The organism is Nocardioides lacusdianchii (assembly GCF_020102855.1).
Lineage (GTDB): Bacteria > Actinomycetota > Actinomycetes > Propionibacteriales > Nocardioidaceae > Nocardioides > Nocardioides lacusdianchii.
The window spans coordinates 105295-121913 of sequence record NZ_JADHZD010000006.1; the positions used below are offsets into that span (position 1 = coordinate 105295).

The 16619-nt window shown below is 72.4% G+C and carries 19 protein-coding genes; 10 read left to right on the forward strand and 9 right to left on the reverse strand.

Going from position 1 to position 16619, the window contains the following annotated elements; genetic code table 11:
* Positions 1-22 precede the first annotated feature (22 nt).
* Together IRX98_RS10800 and IRX98_RS10805 are read left to right on the forward strand one after the other, a co-directional pair.
* Positions 23-1549 (forward strand): DNA-3-methyladenine glycosylase 2 family protein, encoded by a 1527-nt coding sequence (locus IRX98_RS10800; RefSeq protein ID WP_224276600.1) that lies wholly within the window; start codon positions 23-25, stop codon positions 1547-1549.
* A gap of 1 nt (position 1550) precedes the next feature.
* Positions 1551-2033, forward strand: coding sequence for a methylated-DNA--[protein]-cysteine S-methyltransferase (locus tag IRX98_RS10805; RefSeq protein WP_224276601.1), 483 nt, complete (start codon positions 1551-1553; stop codon positions 2031-2033).
* 12 nt (positions 2034-2045) lie between these two features.
* On the opposite strand, the gene IRX98_RS10810 is transcribed toward IRX98_RS10805, so the two are convergent.
* Complete coding sequence (locus tag IRX98_RS10810; RefSeq protein ID WP_224276602.1) at positions 2046-2447, reverse strand: hypothetical protein; 402 nt, start codon at positions 2445-2447, stop codon at positions 2046-2048.
* A gap of 57 nt (positions 2448-2504) precedes the next feature.
* Positions 2505-3227: an IclR family transcriptional regulator gene (locus tag IRX98_RS10815; RefSeq protein WP_207082043.1), complete on the reverse strand. Its 723-nt coding sequence runs from the start codon at positions 3225-3227 to the stop codon at positions 2505-2507.
* Between the two features lie 80 nt (positions 3228-3307).
* Here IRX98_RS10815 and leuC point away from each other — a divergent pair, with 80 nt between their 5' ends.
* The 3 genes from leuC to IRX98_RS10830 all read left to right on the forward strand — a co-directional run bounded on the left by leuC (position 3308) and on the right by IRX98_RS10830 (position 6198).
* The gene (gene leuC / locus IRX98_RS10820; RefSeq protein ID WP_224276603.1) at positions 3308-4717 is read left to right on the forward strand and encodes a 3-isopropylmalate dehydratase large subunit; all 1410 of its coding nucleotides are present in this window, start codon (positions 3308-3310) and stop codon (positions 4715-4717) included.
* A gap of 54 nt (positions 4718-4771) precedes the next feature.
* On the forward strand, positions 4772-5371 hold the full coding sequence (gene leuD, locus IRX98_RS10825; RefSeq protein WP_224276605.1) for a 3-isopropylmalate dehydratase small subunit: 600 nt from the start codon (positions 4772-4774) through the stop codon (positions 5369-5371).
* Positions 5372-5484: 113 nt separating this feature from the next.
* On the forward strand, positions 5485-6198 hold the full coding sequence (locus IRX98_RS10830) for an HU family DNA-binding protein (RefSeq protein ID WP_224276607.1): 714 nt from the start codon (positions 5485-5487) through the stop codon (positions 6196-6198).
* Between the two features lie 33 nt (positions 6199-6231).
* Here the strand turns inward: IRX98_RS10830 and cofC are convergent, their stop codons facing one another.
* Positions 6232-6906, reverse strand: coding sequence for a 2-phospho-L-lactate guanylyltransferase (gene cofC / locus IRX98_RS10835; protein ID WP_224276609.1), 675 nt, complete (start codon positions 6904-6906; stop codon positions 6232-6234).
* A 115-nt stretch (positions 6907-7021) separates the two neighbouring features.
* Here cofC and IRX98_RS10840 point away from each other — a divergent pair, with 115 nt between their 5' ends.
* Entirely contained in the window at positions 7022-7804 is a 783-nt protein-coding gene (locus tag IRX98_RS10840) for a lysophospholipid acyltransferase family protein (protein WP_224276611.1), read from the forward strand.
* Complete coding sequence (locus tag IRX98_RS10845; protein WP_224276613.1) at positions 7801-8802, forward strand: NAD(P)H-dependent glycerol-3-phosphate dehydrogenase; 1002 nt, start codon at positions 7801-7803, stop codon at positions 8800-8802. Before IRX98_RS10840 ends, IRX98_RS10845 begins: the two co-directional genes overlap by 4 nt.
* Before the next feature lie 227 nt (positions 8803-9029).
* Here the strand turns inward: IRX98_RS10845 and IRX98_RS10850 are convergent, their stop codons facing one another.
* The 3 genes from IRX98_RS10850 to IRX98_RS10860 are packed head-to-tail and all read right to left on the reverse strand — an operon-like array spanning position 9030 to position 11306.
* Positions 9030-9626, reverse strand: coding sequence for a hypothetical protein (locus tag IRX98_RS10850; RefSeq protein WP_224276615.1), 597 nt, complete (start codon positions 9624-9626; stop codon positions 9030-9032).
* A complete protein-coding gene (locus IRX98_RS10855; RefSeq protein ID WP_224276618.1) occupies positions 9623-10180 on the reverse strand; it encodes an RNA polymerase sigma factor in 558 nt (185 codons plus the stop codon). The genes IRX98_RS10850 and IRX98_RS10855 overlap by 4 nt, the downstream gene beginning before the upstream one ends.
* 52 nt (positions 10181-10232) lie before the next feature.
* Positions 10233-11306: a trans-sulfuration enzyme family protein gene (locus IRX98_RS10860; protein WP_224276620.1), complete on the reverse strand. Its 1074-nt coding sequence runs from the start codon at positions 11304-11306 to the stop codon at positions 10233-10235.
* Positions 11307-11338: 32 nt separating this feature from the next.
* On the opposite strand from IRX98_RS10860, the gene IRX98_RS10865 reads away from it, so the two are divergent.
* Positions 11339-12472 carry a D-alanine--D-alanine ligase family protein gene (locus tag IRX98_RS10865; RefSeq protein WP_224276622.1) on the forward strand — a complete coding sequence of 378 codons (1134 nt, stop codon included), beginning with the start codon at positions 11339-11341 and terminating at the stop codon, positions 12470-12472.
* Between the two features lie 13 nt (positions 12473-12485).
* Here the strand turns inward: IRX98_RS10865 and IRX98_RS10870 are convergent, their stop codons facing one another.
* Positions 12486-12992, reverse strand: a complete 507-nt coding sequence (locus IRX98_RS10870; RefSeq protein WP_224276624.1) for a DUF3515 domain-containing protein — start codon at positions 12990-12992, stop codon at positions 12486-12488.
* A gap of 20 nt (positions 12993-13012) precedes the next feature.
* Positions 13013-13249, reverse strand: a complete 237-nt coding sequence (locus IRX98_RS10875) for an Lrp/AsnC family transcriptional regulator (protein ID WP_091196254.1) — start codon at positions 13247-13249, stop codon at positions 13013-13015.
* A 116-nt stretch (positions 13250-13365) separates the two neighbouring features.
* Here IRX98_RS10875 and IRX98_RS10880 point away from each other — a divergent pair, with 116 nt between their 5' ends.
* Positions 13366-14316 (forward strand): thiamine-phosphate kinase, encoded by a 951-nt coding sequence (locus IRX98_RS10880; RefSeq protein ID WP_224276626.1) that lies wholly within the window; start codon positions 13366-13368, stop codon positions 14314-14316.
* Between the two features lie 217 nt (positions 14317-14533).
* Here IRX98_RS10880 and rpmB read toward each other — a convergent pair whose 3' ends face one another.
* On the reverse strand, positions 14534-14719 hold the full coding sequence (rpmB, locus tag IRX98_RS10885) for a 50S ribosomal protein L28 (RefSeq protein WP_056602600.1): 186 nt from the start codon (positions 14717-14719) through the stop codon (positions 14534-14536).
* 241 nt (positions 14720-14960) lie between these two features.
* Here rpmB and IRX98_RS10890 point away from each other — a divergent pair, with 241 nt between their 5' ends.
* A complete protein-coding gene (locus tag IRX98_RS10890; protein WP_224276628.1) occupies positions 14961-16619 on the forward strand; it encodes a DAK2 domain-containing protein in 1659 nt (552 codons plus the stop codon).

Consider the following 16619-nt stretch of genomic DNA (forward strand, 5'->3'; position numbering starts at 1 on the left):
CCCGAGTCGTCAGACTCGGGGCATGACGCCGTCCGGACACCTCGACACCGACGCGTGCTACCGCGCGGTGCAGAGCCGGGACCGGCGCTTCGACGGCGTGTTCTACACGGCCGTCCGCACCACCGGGATCTACTGCCGGCCCTCCTGCCCGGCGCGCACACCGGCGGTCGCCAACGTGACCTTCCACGCCACGGCCGCGAGCGCCCACGCCGCCGGCTACCGCGCCTGCAAGCGCTGCCTGCCCGACGCCACACCGGGCAGCCCCGAGTGGGACGTCGCCGCCGACGTCGCCGGGCGCGCGATGCGGCTGATCGCCGACGGGCTCGTCGACCGCGAGGGGGTGGACGGCCTGGCCCGTCGGGTCGGCTACACCCCGCGGCACCTCGGCCGGCTGCTCAGCCAGGAGCTGGGTGCCACGCCGCTCGCCCTGGCCCGCGCCCGTCGTGCCCAGACTGCGCGGATCCTGCTCGAGACCACCGACCTGGCCATCACGGACGTGGCCTTCGCGGCCGGATTCGCCAGCGTGCGGCAGTTCAACGAGACGGTCCGCGAGGTCTACGACGCCTCACCGACCCTGCTGCGGGGGAACCGGCGCACACCGCGTGACGGCCGGGCGTCGGGCTCCCTGGCCATGCGGCTGGCCGTGCGCACGCCCTTCGCCGGGGGACGGCTCCTGGACTTCCTCGCCTACCACCTCGTCCCGGGTGTCGAGGTGGCCGCACCCGGCTGCTACGCCCGCACCCTGGACCTGCCGCACGGGCCCGGCACGGTCCGTCTCCACCTCGAGGACCTGCCGGGCGAGGGCGGCACCGGCTTCGTGGAGGCCGAGTTCTGGCTCGCCGACCTGCGCGACACCGCCGCGGCCAGCGAGCGCGTACGCCGCCTGCTCGACGCCGACTGCGACCCCGGGGCCGTCGACGCGCACCTCGGCGCCGACCCCGTGCTCGGCGACCTCGTCCGCGCCACACCGGGGTTGCGCGTCCCGGGCCAGGTCGACGGCGACGAGACCGCCGTGCGCACGGTCATCGGCCAGCAGGTCAGCGTCACCGGCGCGCGCACCGTGGCCGGGCGCATCGTGGCCGCCCACGGCCGCCCGGTCGACTCGCCCGTCCCGGGCCTCACCCACCTGTTCCCCGATGCCGTCACGCTGGCCGGCGTCGACCCGAAGACCCTGCCGATGCCACGGGCGCGCGGTCGCGCGCTCGTCGGGTTGGCGAGCGCCCTGGCGGGCGGCGAGGTCGTGCTCGACCGCGGCCCCGACCGCGACGACGTACGCCGCGGGCTGCTCGCGCTGCCCGGGATCGGGCCGTGGACCGCGGACTACGTCGCCATGCGGGCGCTCGGCCACCCCGACGTCTTCCTGCCCACCGACCTCGCCGTGCGGCGGGTGCTGGCGGACCTGGCTGCCGGCGGCACCGCGCCGGACCCGCACGCCTGGCGACCGTGGCGGACCTACGCCCTGATGCACCTGTGGAACCCGCTCATGCCGCCGACCCCTGCACCCGACCACCATCCGACCGCGGCGCCCCGCCCGGCGAAGGAGACCTGACATGTGGACCGTGCTGCCCTCGCCCATCGGCGACCTGCGCGTGGTCGAGCGCGACGGCTCGATCGTGGCGATCGAGTTCTCGCCCTTCCGCCCGCCCGCCGACGGGCGCCCGCTGGGAGCCCGGTCGGACGACGAGCCCGTGCTGGCCGAGGCGACGCGCCAGCTGACGGCGTACTTCGCCGGTGAGCTCACCGACTTCGACCTGCCGCTCGCGCCCGTCGGCACCGACTTCCAGCAGCGGGTGTGGGACCAGCTGGGCCGCATCGGCTACGGCGAGACCGCGTCCTACGGCGAGATCGCCGGACGTCTCGGCATGACGAACGCTGCCTCGCGCGCCGTCGGCCTGGCCAACGGGCGCAACCCGATCCCGATCGTGGTGCCCTGCCACCGGGTGATCGGTGCCAACGGCACGCTCACCGGCTACGCCGGCGGGCTCGAGCGCAAGCAGCAGCTCCTGGAGCTGGAGCAGGATGCTCTCTTCTGAGCTGCGAGCTCCTCACTCCGAATTGCGCGACCTGTCGCCGAGCGCTGCGCCCAGAGCAGCAGGTAGGAGGACGAGGCCCGCGGTGAAGACCACCAGGAAGGCGTCGAGCCTGAGCCGCTCGGACAGGGACACGCTGTCGTCCGCCTCGAGGGTGGCGAGCCCGACGAGCCACAGCACTCCGAACGCGACCGCGACGATCGCCCAGGTTGCGACCGTGGACGACGATCCGCGGCGTCGGGCGTCGGCGAAGGCCCAGCCGAGGCTCACCACGACGATTCCGGCGAACGCGAGCAGGCCGGCCCCGATGTTGGCGTCGTTGGAGCCCGGGAAGAGAGCGGGCAGGGCCGCGTAGTAGGCGGCCAGGCCGGCTCCCATGACGACCAGTCGGACAATGGCAGCCAGGAGGAGTCTCATGGACTCATCCTCACGCGGACGATCGGGCGCGGCACAGAGCAGCGGTGCTCAGCCGCCTCACTCAGCCGCAGCGCGGCGCAACGACTCCGAGAGCCGGTCGGCGGCGGCGAGCACGGCGGGGGCGTGCATGCGGCCCGGCTGGCGCGAGAGGCGCTCGAGCGGACCGGAGACCGAGACGGCGGCGATGACCTTGCCGCCGGGGGAGCGGACCGGGGCCGAGACCGACGCGACGCCCTGCTCCCGCTCGCCGACGGACTGCGACCAGCCGCGACGGCGGATGCCGGAGAGCGCGGTGGCGGAGAAGGCGGCGTTCTGGAGGCCGCGGTGCATGCGCTCGGGGTCCTCCCATGCCAGCAGTATCTGCGCGGCCGACCCAGCGTTCATCGTCAGCTGCGAGCCGACCGGGATGGTGTCGCGCAGGCCCGAGGGGCGCTCGGCGGCGGCCACGCAGACGCGGTGCTCGCCCTGGCGGCGCCAGAGCTGGGCGGACTCGCCGGTGATGTCGCGCAGCCGTGCCAGCACGGGCCCGGCGGCGGCCAGCAGGCGGTCCTCGCCGGCGGCCGCGGAGAGCTCGGAGAGGCGGGGGCCGAGCACGAAGCGGCCCTGCATGTCGCGGGCGACGAGGCGGTGGTGCTCGAGCGCGACCGCGAGGCGGTGGGCGGTCGGGCGGGCCAGCCCGGTGCCGGCGACGAGCCCGGCGAGGGTGGCCGGTCCGGCCTCGAGGGCCGCGAGCACGAGGGCGGCCTTGTCCAGCACGCCGACACCAGATCCGTTGTCCATATGCCGATATTCTCATCTCAGAGAGTGGGATGCAAGATGTAGCGTCGTCCTACCGCAATGGAGCAGAAGGAGTTTGTGTCATGGGCAAGACCCTGTCCGAGAAGGTCTGGGACGAGCACGTCGTCCGGAGCGCCCCGGGAGAGCCCGACCTGCTCTACATCGACCTCCACCTCCTCCACGAGGTGACCTCGCCGCAGGCCTTCGACGGCCTGCGCCTCGCCGGTCGCACGGTCCGCCGCCCCGACCTGACGCTGGCCACCGAGGACCACAACGTCCCCACGGTCGACTGGGACAAGCCGATCGCCGACCCGGTGAGCCGTACGCAGGTCGAGACGCTGCGCAAGAACTGCGCCGACTTCGGCGTACGCCTCCACCCGCTCGGCGACGTCGAGCAGGGCATCGTGCACGTCGTCGGTCCGCAGCTCGGCCTGACGCAGCCCGGCATGACGATCGTGTGCGGCGACTCGCACACCTCCACGCACGGCGCCTTCGGTGCGATCGCCTTCGGCATCGGGACCTCCGAGGTCGAGCACGTCCTCGCCACCCAGACCCTGACCCAGGCCCGTCCGAAGACAATGGCCGTCACGATCAACGGCAGCCTGCCCGAGGGCGTCACCGCCAAGGACATGGTGCTCACCCTCATCACCCACACCGGCACCGGTGGCGGCCAGGGCTACATCGTGGAGTACCGCGGCCAGGCCATCGAGGAGCTCTCCATGGAGGGCCGGATGACCGTGTGCAACATGTCGATCGAGTGGGGCGCCAAGGCGGGCCTCATCGCGCCCGACCAGACGACCTTCGACTACATCGAGGGCAAGCCCGAGGCGCCGAAGGGCGCCGACTGGGACGCTGCCGTCGCTCACTGGAAGACCCTGCGCACCGACGACGACGCAGTCTTCGATCGTGAGATCGAGCTCGACGCGTCCACGATGACGCCGTTCGTCACGTGGGGCACCAACCCCGGCCAGGGTGCGCCGCTGGGCGCCACCATCCCGAGCCCCGACGACTTCGACGAGCCCAACGACAAGGTCGCGACCGAGAAGGCCCTGCACTACATGGGTCTCGAGGCCGGCACGCCGCTGCGCGAGGTCAAGGTCGACACCGTTTTCGTCGGCTCCTGCACCAACGGCCGCATCGAGGACCTGCGCCTGGCGGCGTCGATCCTCGAGGGTCGCCACGTCGCCGACGACACCCGCCTGCTGGTGGTGCCCGGCTCGGTGCGCGTACGCCTCCAGGCCGAGGCCGAGGGCCTCGACAAGGTCTTCCTCGCCGCAGGCGCGGAGTGGCGCGGGGCCGGCTGCTCGATGTGCCTGGGCATGAACCCCGACCAGCTCGCCCCGGGTGAGCGGAGCGCCTCGACGTCGAACCGCAACTTCGAGGGACGGCAGGGCAAGGGCGGTCGTACGCACCTGGTGTCCGTGCCCGTCGCCGCCGCCACCGCCGTGCGCGGCACCCTCTCGTCGCCCGCCGACCTGGCTGCGCTGGCCTGATCTCGATACGCCGCCTCGTTCCTCGGCGGCTACTCGATCTCCGAAAGGTTTCCCATGGACAAGTTCACCACCCACACCGGCGTCGGCGTCCCGCTGAAGCGCAGCAACGTCGACACCGACCAGATCATCCCCGCGGTCTACCTCAAGCGCGTGACCCGCACCGGCTTCGAGGACGGGCTGTTCGCCGCCTGGCGCAACGACCCGGACTTCGTGCTGAACGACCCCACCTACGCCAGCGGCTCCGTGCTGGTCGCGGGTCCTGACTTCGGCACCGGCAGCTCGCGAGAGCACGCCGTGTGGGCCTTGCAGAACTACGGCTTCCGGGCCGTGATCTCCTCGCGCTTCGCCGACATCTTCCGCGGCAACTCCGGCAAGGCCGGGCTCGTCGCGGCGCAGGTCGACGAGAAGGTCGTGCAGCGCCTGTGGGACTGGCTCGAGGACAACCCGGGCGGCGAGGTCACCGTCGACCTGGAGAGCCGTACGGTCCGCGCCGGTGCCGGCGAGGACGCCGTCGAGGACTCCTTCGACATCGACGACTACACCCGCTGGCGCCTGCTGGAGGGCCTCGACGACATCGGGATCACCCTCGGCCACGACGCCGACATCACCGACTTCGAGGCGTCGCGGCCGAGCTGGAAGCCCGTCACGGCCTGAAAAAGCCCCACAAACAAGGGCGATGGTGATTGTCCTCACCCTCCCATGTGCCTAGCGTGCCTTGCAGAAGGTCGAGCACGAGCTCGGCTCAGGTTCATTGGGAAGGGAAGCTAGTGAACAAGTCAGAGCTCATCGACGCGCTCGCCGCGCGTTACGAGGGGAACCGCAAGCAGGCGGCCCACGCACTGGAGTCGGTGCTCGACACCATCACCCGTGAGGTGGCCAAGGGCGAGAAGGTCGCCATCACCGGCTTCGGCTCGTTCGAGAAGGCCGTCCGCAACGCGCGCTGGGTCCGCAACCCGCAGACGGGTGAGCGGATGAAGTCCAAGAAGAAGGCCGTGCCGAAGTTCTCCGCGGGCAAGGAGCTCAAGGACGTCGTCGCCGGCGCCAAGAAGCTGCCGAAGCTGACGGCCGCCACGATGCCGAAGCCGCCGGCCAGCGTGCGCGCGGCTGCTGCCGCCGTCACCGGTGCCGCGACCAAGAAGGCGACGCCGGCGAAGAAGGCTGCACCGGCCACGAAGACGGCCGCCAAGAAGGCGCCCGCCAAGAAGGCGACGCCGGCGAAGAAGGCAGCGCCCGCCAAGAAGACCGCCGCCAAGAAGGCCCCTGCCACCAAGTCGACGGCGTCGAAGACCACCACGGCGAAGAAGGCGACGCCCGCGAAGAAGACGACGGCTGCTTCCACGTCGCCTGCGAAGAAGGCAACCCCGGCCAAGAAGACGGCCGCCAAGTCGACTGCGAGCAAGTCGACCGCCACGAAGGCTCCCGCCAAGAAGGCGACGCCGGCCAACAAGACTGCGGCCAAGAAGACTGCCAAGAAGTCCTGACGCTCCAGCACTCCTGGACCGCGACGAGGCGGGTCACCCCAGCGGGGTGGCCCGCCTCCCGCTTGCCCGGGTGGTGTGCGGTCCCACGCCGCCGACGAGGACGGCGCCGAGGTCGACCATGTCGTCGACGTCGGCACGCAGGCTCCGCGCGGAGGCGCCGACCTCGACCGCCCCCGACGCCGCGTGGCGCTCCGCCGAAGCCATTCCGAACTGCGGCGCGAAGTGTGCGGCAGGAGCGGCGTACGTCGTCGTGCCCGTGCCGGCGCGATCCCTCACGAAGGCGGCGTCACCGGCATCCACGCGTGCCACCACGTCCACCAGGACCGCGGCGAGCTCGGCGGAGCGCAGGCCGGGCAGGTCGGCGCACAGCGCGACGGGCACCGCGCCCGGCCAGCGGCGTACGACCTCCGCGACGGCCTGCACGAGGGTCTCGTTGAGGTCCTCGCTGGCCCCGTCCGGCATCACCTCGGCGCCGAGGGCGCGCATCGGTGCGACCAGGCGGAAGTCGTCGGTGACCACGAGGACGCGTGCGACGCCGGGCGTCGCGACGGCGGCCTGCACGGTGTCGAGCGCGAACGCCTCGGCCAGCTCGCGACGCTGCTCGTCGTCGAGCCCGACGAGGCGGGACTTGCCGTGCGCCGGCGGCTTGACGGGTACGACGACCACGCAGCGCGGCGCGTCGGCATCGGTCGGCAGGGAGCTGGACATCACCACGGATCCTGCCACCCGGGACCAGCGTGCCGCTGGGGTCCCGGGGGGCGGGTGACCGAGTAGCCTGCTCGCGACGCAGGGAGCGTCCGGGCGTGGCCCGTGGGAGCGGGAGGTGACGGTGCGCGTCAGGAAGCTGGAGCAGCCGCGCGGCTGGGCGATCACCTTCGCGGCCTCGATCCTCAAGCCGACCCTGCTGACGGCCACGTCGCGCACCTGGATCGACGGCGAGAAGATCCCCGCCACCGGCGGCTGCATCATCGCCCTCAACCACATCTCCCACGTCGACCCGCTGCTGTCCGCGCACTTCGTCTACGACCACGGACGGGTGCCGCGCTACCTCGCCAAGTCGGGGCTGTTCAGGAACAAGTTCCTCGGGGGTCTCCTCTCCGCTGCCGGGCAGATCCCCGTCGAGCGGCTCACCCGCAACGCGGTCGGTGCCTACGACGCCGCGGTGAGGGCGATCGGTGAGGGCGAGTGCATCGTGATCTACCCCGAGGGCACGCTGACCCGCGACCCGCACCTGTGGCCGATGAAGGGCAAGACCGGCGCCGCGCGCATCGCGCTGGCCACCGGCTGCCCGGTGATTCCGGTCGGCCAGTGGGGCGCGCACGAGGTCCTGCCGCCCTACACCAAGCGCCCGCACCTCGTGCCGCGCAAGAACATCCAGATGTTGGCGGGTGACCCGGTGGCCCTCGACGACCTGGTCGCCGGCCCGCACTCGCCGGAGACGACGGCGCAGGCCACCGAGCGGATCATGACGGCCATCACCGCCCTCGTGGCCGACCTCCGCGGCGAGACGCCCCCGACCGACCGGTTCGACCCGCGCCGCAGCGGCGTACGCGAGACCGGCAACCCGTACGACCCCCACCGGACGAAGAGGAAGCACACCCGATGACGAAGATCGCAGTGTTCAGTGCCGGATCGTGGGGCACCGCCTTCTCGCTGGTCCTGGCCGATGCCGGCAACGACGTGTCCCTGTGGGCGCGCCGCGACGAGGTGGTCGAAGCGGTCAACGAGCGCCGCGAGAACACCGACTACCTGCCCGGCATCGAGCTGCCGCCCTCGATCCGCGCGTCGACCGACCCCGAGGAGGTCGCCGCCGATGCCGACGTCGTCGTGCTCACCGTCCCGTCGCAGTCGCTGCGCGAGAACCTCACCGCCTGGGCGCCGATCCTGCCCGAGAAGGCGACCCTGGTGTCGTTGATGAAGGGCGTCGAGCTCGGGACTCTGATGCGGATGAGCGAGGTCATCCAGGAGGTCACCGACGCGTCCGCCAACCGCATCGCGGTCATCAGCGGACCCAACCTCGCCCGCGAGATCGCGCGCCGCGAGCCGGCCGCGTCCGTCGTCGCGTGCGTCGACGAGGAGCGCGCCAAGCACCTGCAGGCGATCACGCACGGCCCGTCGTGGCGGCCCTACACCTCCGTCGACGTGCTCGGGTGCGAGATCGGCGGCGCCTACAAGAACGTCGTCGGCCTCGCGGTCGGCATGGCCGTCGGGCTCGGCTTCGGCGACAACACCACCGCTTCCGTCATCACCCGCGGACTCGCGGAGACCGCGCGCCTCGCCACGGCGCAGGGCGCCAATCCCCTGACGCTGATGGGCCTCGCGGGTCTCGGCGACCTCGTCGCCACCTGCTCCTCGCCGCTCTCGCGCAACCGCACCTTCGGCGAGCGCCTCGGCCAGGGCATGACGACCGAGGAGATCTACGCCTCCACGCGGCAGGTCGCCGAGGGCGCCAAGTCCTGCAAGTCGCTGCTCGCGCTGGCCGACAGCGTCGGCGTCGACGCCCCGATCGCGCAGGCCGTCGACGCCGTCGTCGACGGCCGGATGACCGCGCTCGACATGATGAACTCCTTCATCGCGCGCGACACCAAGCCCGAGCTGCACTGAGCGACGAAGGAGCTCAGGGCAGCTCATCGGTGGTCGAGTGGCTCCCGGTGCTGAGGAACGAAGCCCCGACGGAGCTGTATCGAGACCTGCCCGATGCGACGCAGGAGCTCAGGGCACCTCATTCGGTGGTCTAGCCGCGTCGAGCCCGCTCGCTCGGTGGGTTTTGCACAACGTCATGAGAACTGGTGGTTCCAACCGCCAGCTCTCATGACGTTGCCAGATCGCTCTCAGCCCGCGCCTGGCACAGGCTGACACTGACGGACCGGACCGCTCGCGACCTCGGCGGACACCGAGGAGCTCGTGCCCTCCACCACCCGCTGGTCGTCACGCTCGGCCACCTCGGCGAGCTCGTCCTGCGTCATCGCCTCCACCGACAGCACCATCACGAAGGTCTCGCCGTCACGGACCGCGCCGGGCGGCAGGGTCACGCGCACGAGGTCCTCGCCGATCGACAGTGACAGGCCGACCTCTCGGTCGACCTCGGTGAAGCGGCCGGAGGCGCACTCTTGCAGGTCCGGCAGGTAGGTGATGTCCGCCGCGACTCCGCGTTCACCGAGCGCCTGCTCCAGCCCTGCGGCGTCCTCGGGACGGTTCACCTCGACCACGATCTCCCCGGCATTGCCCTCCTGCACCGAGTACGCCGGCGTGGTGCCGAGGCCCGGCACGAGCACGACGCCGACCAGTGCCGAGGCGGCGACCGCCGCAGCGACGGCGATCGGGCGACGCGTACGTCGACGCGCGGGCGCTGCAGTGACCGCCTGGCGCAGCTCTGCGAGCAGCCGGTCCTCGAAGGGATCGAGACGGGGTTCGGACAGGGGGCTCATGCGATCACCTCGAAGGGGCTGGGAAGGACTTCCTGGAGCCGGGCGCGCGCCCGGTGGTAGCGCACGCGCGCGTTGCCGGCCGAGATGCCGAGCGCCAGCGCGGCCTCGGTGAGGCTGAGCCCGTCGACAGCGACGAGCTCGACGACCGCGCGCTGATTGTCCGGAAGTGCCTCGAGCGAGCGGTAGAGCTCGCGTGCCAGGCGCTCACCGTCGATGCGGTCCGAGATGAGCTCGGCGGAGTGTTCATCGAGCAGGGCCCGGCCGCTGATGCGGGCGTGCGCGCGGCCCTCGCGGGCACGGCGACGATGGTGGCCGGCGACGACGTTGCGCGAGATCCCCGCTAGCCATGCCGTAGGGCTGCCGTGGTCGGGCCGGTAGCCGGCCGCGCCGTCGATGACGGCGAGGAAGATGTCGGCCGTCAGGTCCGCGGCGGTGTGCGGGTCGTCGACGCGACGCGCCACGAATCGACGTACCCACGGCAGGTGCTGACGGTAGAACGCGTCGAGGGCGTCGGGATCCCGGCCGATGGCGGGGATGTGGGGTGGTGGCTCCATGCCCATTCTTCGCCCCATGGCGCCGAAGCGTTACACGGAGGTCACGGCCGCCTCAGCCGACGCACCCGTCGAGCGCGTCGCGCAGGTCGTCCCACAGGTCCTCGACGTCCTCGACGCCGACCGAGAGGCGCACCAGTCCCTCGGGGATGGTCGCGGCCTCGGCCTTCCAGCGGCGGCGGCGCTCGAGCGTCGACTCGACACCGCCCAGCGACGTGGCGTGCACCCACAGGCGGGTCTTGCGGCAGAGCAGGTCGGCCGCCATCTCGCCCTGCGCGAGCACGATGCTGACGATGCCGCCGAAGCCCGGGTAGCGGACCTCCGACAGTGAGGGGTGCTCCCCGAGTCGGCGTACGAGCTCCTCGGCGTTGGACTGGGCGCGCTCGACCCGCAGGTGCAGCGTGCGCAGGCCGCGCAGTGTCAGCCATGCCTCGAAGGGCCCCGGGACCGCACCGACGAGGTCGCGCCGGCCCTTGAGCACCGTCCAGAGGTCGTCGTCGCCGGTGACGATCGCGCCCATCTGCACGTCGGAGTGGCCGGCGAGGTACTTGGTCGCGGAGTGCACGACGAGGTCGACGCCGTGCTCGAGCGGGCGCTGGAGCAGGGGAGTGGCGAAGGTGTTGTCCACCACGACGTAGGCGCCGGCCTTGTGGGCGGCGGCGGTGATGGTCGCGATGTCCGCGACCTCGAGCGCCGGGTTGGTGGGCGACTCCAGCCACACGAGGGCGGCATCGGCGCAGGCGGCGACCACGGCCTCGGTGTCGGTGATGTCGACGAGCTCGGCGCGCAGCCGGCCGCGCGACTCGAGGTCGCCGAGCTGCATGATCGTGCCGGTGTAGGCGTGCCGCGGCACCACGACCTTGCCGTCCGCGCCCACGAGGTCGAGCACGGTCGCCACGGCCGCGAGGCCGGAGGCGAAGGTGAGGCAGCGGCCACCCTCGAGCGCGCCGAGCGCGTCCTCCAGCGCCGTCCAGGTCGGGTTGCCGTAGCGGCCGTACTCGACCTCGCCGCCCGCGACGTAGGTCGCGGCCATGGTGATCGGGGTGTTGAGCGGTGCGTCGGGCGCCTTGTCGGGGCGCCCGGCCGTCACAGCGATGGTGCCGGGCCTGTGCTGCGGGTCGTGAGCCATGTCGGCAAGCGTAGGTGGATAGGGTCGTGCCGATGAACGACACCTCCTCGCACAAGACCGGTCGCAAGCCCCGGGTCGCCGTCGTCTTCGGCGGGCGCTCCTCCGAGCACGGCATCTCGTGCGTCACCGCGGGGAGCGTGCTCGCCGCGATCGACCGCGAGGCGTACGACGTGGTGCCGGTCGGCATCGCCGCCGACGGACGATGGGTGCTCGAGGTCGACGAGCCGGGCCGCCTCGCGATCCACGGCAGCGACCTGCCTGCCGTCGACGGCGCACGTTCGCCGGTCGCGCTGATGGGCGCCACCACCGGCACGGACCTCGTGGTCACCGAGCCGGCCAGCGTCCCGTCGGTCATCGGTGAGGTCGACGTCGTCTTCCCGCTGCTGCACGGCCCGTGGGGCGAGGACGGCACCCTGCAGGGCATGCTCGAGATGGCGGGCGTGCGCTACGTCGGCTCCGGCGTGCTGGCCTCCGCGGTCGGCATGGACAAGGCCTACATGAAGGTCGTCCTCCAGGCCGCCGGCCTCCCCGTCACCCCCGGCATCGTCGTGACGCGCTCGGAGTGGGAGCAGGACCCGGTCGGCGCTCGTTCGCGGATCGAGGACCTCGGCTTCCCGTCCTTCGCCAAGCCGGCCCGCGCCGGGTCGAGCATGGGCATCAGCAAGCTCCACGACGCAGGCGAGGTCGAGGCGGCCCTCGAGGAGGCCTTCCGCCACGACCCGAAGGTCCTCGTCGAGCAGTCGATGGAGGGCGGGCGCGAGGTGGAGTGCGGTGTGCTCGGCACGTTGGAGGGACCGCCGGAGACGTCGCGGCCCGGCGAGGTCCGCACGGGCGGCGACCACGAGTTCTACGACTTCGAGGCCAAGTACCTCGCCGACCAGCACACCGAGATCGACATCCCCGCGGTGCTCCCCGCCGAGACCGAGCAGGAGCTGCGGGCGATGGCCGTCCGCGCCTACGAGGCGCTCTCCTGTGAGGGCCTGGCCCGCGTCGACTTCTTCGTGATGCCCGACGGCTCGCTGGTGATCAACGAGCTCAACACCATGCCCGGCTTCACGCCGACGTCGATGTACCCCCAGCTCTGGGCGGCCACCGGGATGACCTACCCCGAGCTCGTCGACCGGCTGCTCCAGCTCGCGCTGCGCCGCGACACCGGCCTGCGCTGAGGCGCGCTAGGTCCTAGAGGCAGGGCACGCCCTCGTCCAGGTGCTCCTCCAGGAGCGGCGCGAGCTCGGCGAGAGCGCGGTCGATGCCCTCGGTGCGGTAGTCGGCCGGCACCCGCACCTCGACGTAGGGCGTACGGGTCAGCGCGATCGGCGTCGCGTCCTCGGACTGGTCGGTGAGCTGGTCGTCGGTGACGTACCACCCCACGCCGTTGATGACGCTGCACTCGGCCGTCGGCTCGTAGTCCTCGGGCTCCGGGACGCCGCACGTGAGGACGTACGCCGGATCGCCCCACGCCGCACCGGGCCCGCCGCCGGGCTCGACCTCGGCCCGCGTCTCGCCGGCAAGGGTGTCGGGCAGGTCCGCGACCAGTGCCTCGCACGCGGCACGGTCGGCACCGGAGAGGTCGTGCTCCTCGATGCTGGTGGTCCCGGGACTGCAGGCCGTGAGGGCGAGGCAGGCGGCTGCGGACGCGACGACGCCCCGGCCCGTGGAGGGGCCGAGGCGTCGGCGGGGGTGCACGTGATTCGTTGTGGGACGGGTCAGATGTGGACGACCGGGCAGGTCAGCGTGCGGGTGATGCCGTCGAGGTTCTGGACCTTCGACACCACGAGCTTGCCCAGCTCGTCGACGTTCTTCGCCTCGGCGCGGACGATAACGTCATAGGGACCGGTGACGTCCTCAGCAAGCGTGACGCCGCTGACCTGCGCGATGGCCTTGGCCACCTCGGCGGCCTTGCCGACGTCGGTCTGGATCAGGATGTAGGCCTGGACGACCATCGTGGACTCCTCGGTCTCGTTCAGCGGGTGTGTCCGGGCCAACCTACCGCGCGGCGCGGGCGGGCCGACAGGGGATGGGTCACTGTGATCACCGTGCTGTCTGGTGGGATGGAGCCATGGCCCTCACTCCGGACGCGACCCTCGGCGAGGCAGGTGAGTTCGGCCTGATCTCCGAGCTCGTGAAGATCTTCGAGGGCGACGAGCACGTGCTCGTCGGACCGGGCGACGACGCCGCCGTCCTGCGCATCAAGCACGGCCACGTGGTGGTGTCGACGGACATGGTCGTCGAGGGCCGCCACTTCCGCCGCGACTGGGCCAGCGCCTCCGACATCGGCCACCGAGCCGCGGCGCAGAACCTCTCCGACATCAACGCCATGGGCGGCACCGCACGCCACCTCACGATCGGCCTGGCGGCACCGGCGGACCTCCCCGTGGCATGGGCGCTCGACTTCGCGCGCGGGTTCGCCGAGGAGTGTGCGAGCGTCGGCGCCACTGTCGTCGGCGGCGACCTCACCCGCGCCGACCAACTCGTGATCGCGGTGACCGTGCTCGGCCAGTGCACCCAGGCGCCGGTGCTGCGCTCGGGAGCGCAGCCCGGCGACGTCCTCGCGCTGGTCGGCCGGCAGGGCTGGGCCGCAGGCGGCCTGGCCGTCCTCGGGCGCGGGTTCCGCTCGCCGCGGGTGCTCGTCGAGGCCTACCGCCGCCCGGAGCCGCCGTACGCCGCCGGCAAGCAGGCTGCCGAGGCCGGCGCGACGTCCCTCATCGACATCTCCGACGGCCTCCTCGCCGAGGCCGGCCACCTCGCCGAGTCCAGCGGAGTGGCCATCGACGTGCGCACCGACGCCTTCGCGATCCCCGAGCCGCTGCAGGCCGTCGGCGCGGCACTGGGGGCGGACCCGATGAAGTTCATCCTCGGTGGGGGAGACGACCACGCGCTGCTCGCGACCTTCCCCGACGCGGCCGCGGTGCCCGCCGGCTGGCAGGTCGTCGGCGAGGTGCGAGAGGGCGAGGGCGTGACGGTCGACGGTGCGGCGTACGACGGCCCCACCGGCTGGACCCACTTCTGAGCCGCGCTCGGGGCTGAGTCTCCAGGAGACTCAACCGCCAGGGCGGGTCCCACCAGCAACTCGAGCCACGGGGGTGGGGGAAGTCCGGCGCGGTCGGGCCGTTGCAACGGCCGGTCCGCGCGGGAGTCACCGCTCAAGCGGTGACTCATGCAACGGCCCCCACAAGCACAAGACCCCCGCCGCAGAGCGACGGGGGCCTTGCAGAAGTCTGGTCAGGTCAGCGGGAGACCTTGCCGGCCTTGAGGCAGCCGGTGCAGACGTTGAGGCGCTTGGGCGTGCCGTTCACGGTCGCCCGGACGCGCTGGATGTTGGGGTTGAAGCGACGCTTCGTGATCTTGCGCGACCAGGGACGGTTGTTTCCGAAGCCCGGCTTCTTGGCGCAGATGTCGCAGACGGCAGCCACCGTGCACTCCGATCCGTTCGAGGTTGATAGAGAGATCCACAGCCTGCACACCGCCAGGTGGCAGCAACAGGCAACCGCAGAAGAGTAGCCGAGGACCGTCCGGGGGAGGAAATCGCAGGCACGGTCGGACCGGGGCACTACCCTGTGGCGCGCGACACATGGTCGCACCAGCCAGGCCCAGCACACCAGACACGACCGACCCGCACGGCGGCCGGAGCACACCCGGGAGCACACCGACTCGATGGAGCCAGTCACCCACGGCATCACCCTCGAAGCGGTCGCCCGGTTCGTCGACATCGCCACCGATGCGCTGTCCTCGGCGCGCGAGGAGATCGACGCGCTCAACGTCTATCCAGTGCCCGACGGCGACACCGGCACCAACATGTTCCTCACCGTCTCCGCGGCCCGCGACGAGCTGCGCGCGGCCCGTGCCGCCGACCCCGACCTGGGTCTCGAGGCCGGCATGGCGCTCCTGGCGCGCGCCGCGCTGATGGGGGCGCGTGGCAACTCCGGCGTGATCCTCAGCCAGATGCTCCGCGGCTACGTCACCCACCTCGCGGCCGCAGGGCTGGAGGACCGTCGCGCGCAGACCATCGCCGCGGCGATGGCCTCGGCCACGGACGCCAGCTACGCCGCGGTCGGCGTCCCGGTCGAGGGGACGATCCTCACCGTCGCGCGTGCCGCCTCCGACGCCGCGCTGGCGGTGGCCGAGCGCCCGGGTGCCCGCGCCCGCGACGTCTTCACCGCGGCAGCGGCAGCGGCCCGCACCGCCCTCGCCCGTACGCCGGAGCAGCTGGCCGTGCTGGCCCAGGCGGGCGTCGTCGACGCGGGCGGTCGCGGTCTCACGGTCGTGCTGGACGCGGTCGAGACCACCGCCACCGGTCGCCGGCCGATGCCGTGGACCACCCCCATCGGCACGCACCTCATCCCAGTCGCGGCCGCTGCCGTGCCCGGTGACGACCTCACCGAGGACGGCCCGGGCTACGAGGTGATGTACCTCCTCGACGTCGGCGCCGAGGTCGAGGACGAGCGCATCGGCGAGCTGCGCCGGACCCTCGCCGGCTTGGGCGACAGCCTCGTCGTGGTCGGCGGCGACGGGTTGTGGAACGTCCACGTGCACGTCGACGACGTCGGGGCCGCGATCGAGGCCGGGATCACGGCCGGCCGGCCGCACCGGATCCGCGTCACGCACTTCGCCGAGCAGGTGGCCGCCGCGCGCCAGCGCACCTCGGACCGCACCGGGCGCCGGGTCGTCGCCGTGGCGGCCGGCCCCGGCCTGGCCGAGCTCTTCGAGTCCGCGGGCGCCGTCGTCGTGGAGGGCGGGCCGGGCCAGCGTCCCTCGACCGGACAGCTGCTCGAGGCCATCACCGGGTGCGGTGCCGCGGAGGTCGTCGTCCTGCCCAACGACAGCGACACCGTCCGCGCCGCGGAGATCGCCGCGCGCACCGCCGAGGCCGAGCACGACATCTCCGTGGAGGTGATCTCCACCCAGGCGCAGGTGCAGGGGCTCGCCGCGATCTCGGTGCACGAGCCCGGCCGCGCCTTCGACGCCGACGTCCGGGAGATGACCGCCACCGCCCGCCATGCCCGCCACGGCGCGGTCACCGTCGCCGCCCGTCAGGCCATCACGATGGCCGGCCCGTGCGAGCCCGGTGACGCGCTCGGCGTGGTGGCCGGCGACTTCGCCGTCGTCGGCTCCGACCTCGAGGTGGTGGCCGACGAGGTCCTCGAGCGCCTGCTCGCCGGTGGCGGCGAGCTGGTCACGATCGTCTCCGGCGAGGGCGGGGTCGAGCTCGCTGCGGCCGTCGCCGCCCACGTGGAGGAGCGCCACCCCCACGTCGACGTCGCCGTCCACCACGGAGGCCAGCCCCGCTACCCGCTGCTCGTCAGCGTCGAGTGA